This window comes from Leptospira stimsonii, assembly GCF_003545885.1.
Lineage (GTDB): Bacteria > Spirochaetota > Leptospiria > Leptospirales > Leptospiraceae > Leptospira > Leptospira stimsonii.
In genome coordinates this window covers 1-1,435 of sequence record NZ_QHCT01000029.1, presented here as the reverse complement: position 1 = coordinate 1,435, position 1,435 = coordinate 1, and the positions used below count along the sequence as shown (strand labels likewise).

The window sequence follows — 1,435 nt, the reverse complement described above, 5'->3', positions numbered from 1 at the left end:
CTTGTCTTTCGAATCCTCGTACCGGTGAAATCGTAGTCAAACCGCATCGTTTCCCCGTTTTGCGTATTCATTCGTTTCAACTTCTGAAACGGATTGTATTCCAGGTTCTCTCCGTTTCTTCCGATCATATTGCCGGCCGTATCGTAAGAATAGTCTACAGTCTGATTGAGACTCGGATTTACAACTCGTGTCACGGCCGTCTTGTGCAACGGGTCGTTGTAGCTGTAGGTCTGAGAATATTCAATGGCGTATCCCGGCGAATTTTTCTTTCGCATTGCGCCGGGTCGCGCTCTCAACTTCGGTCAACAAATTGCGTTTTACTTTAAAAATCTAATCAGACTTGAATTGCAATTTGTTGACCACGTTTCGATCACTCACGCTTTGCAAGTCATCGGATCTCCTTCGTCTTTACTAAAAAGTTATTCACACCCGTTTGCTTCAATCGAATTTGTCTCCCCATTTACTAATGAACATACTCCTTGCAACAAGTGAGCATCTGATTTAATTAAAACGCCATCTTTTAAGCTACCAGAAAAATCAAAATTTGGATTATCTATGATGAGTCCATTAGCTTGCGATTCTAACTTGTAGTAATCGAGACTCTTAATAGTAAATTTTCTGAATATTACTTTTGAAAATTCTCCGGGGAGTAATATTATTTTATCCTCTCCGATCGTTACGTTCAACGTCCCTATATCTATTCTATTTTTAAATTGAAAATCTAACGAAGCAGATTTTAATATAAGAAGATCTAAAGCAACTTCTTCATCTGAAGGTGCTGTCCTCGGTATACAATTCAGTATAATACTTGTATATATTATTAAAATAAATTTCTTCATTGCGGAGTCCTTTGCAGTCCTTGTAAAGTAGAGTTATATAAAAATAAGTTCCTAAGAAATATAGCTTCCGTGTGCGTTTTAGCAGTCTGGTTATAAAGATTAAGGTTATATATTAACTTGTAAAGCTGTGGATTAACGAATGCAAGAATTATTTGAGCCTGAGCATAGCCCATCGTTCCAGCCCTAAAATCTGCATCCATTTCATTCGAATTAACATCCCTTCCTCCTCCCGTTAACAAGTATTCACTTCGAAAGCCTCCAGCGTGATAAAACTGATCAACATGACCTAATTCATGATACAATGTTGCTTTAGATGCGCCTGTCCTCATTGAGACTATTGTCCCACTCGTTGAAGCGGCCGTGCTAGAATCGGACAAATGATTCGCTGTAAAGCTATTACCGATCACAGTTGCCCCATCCATATTTTTTACCGTCGGTAAAGGATCTCCCAAAATTGGATTCATAATCAAACTTGCCGAATAATCAACACCGGCTAAAGCATAAGTGCCTATCGCTTGTAACGGCTTGTGAAAAAATGCTTTCGGATTTGTTGCAAGTCCATAGGCAACACCCAAGATAGGAGAGGCAAGGAGTGT

Annotated in this window: 3 protein-coding genes; all 3 read right to left on the bottom strand. The window is 39.2% G+C overall.

What is annotated here, in order from left to right:
* Positions 1 to 275, bottom strand: a 275-nt coding sequence (locus DLM75_RS24000; RefSeq protein WP_147456705.1) for a hypothetical protein, incomplete at its 3' end; no start/stop codon positions are given.
* A gap of 144 nt (positions 276 to 419) precedes the next feature.
* A complete protein-coding gene (locus DLM75_RS23995; protein WP_118971031.1) occupies positions 420 to 839 on the bottom strand; it encodes a hypothetical protein in 420 nt (139 codons plus the stop codon).
* Positions 836 to 1,435: hypothetical protein (locus DLM75_RS24365; protein ID WP_158586520.1), on the bottom strand; the 600-nt coding region annotated here is incomplete at its 5' end. The genes DLM75_RS23995 and DLM75_RS24365, both read right to left, overlap by 4 nt.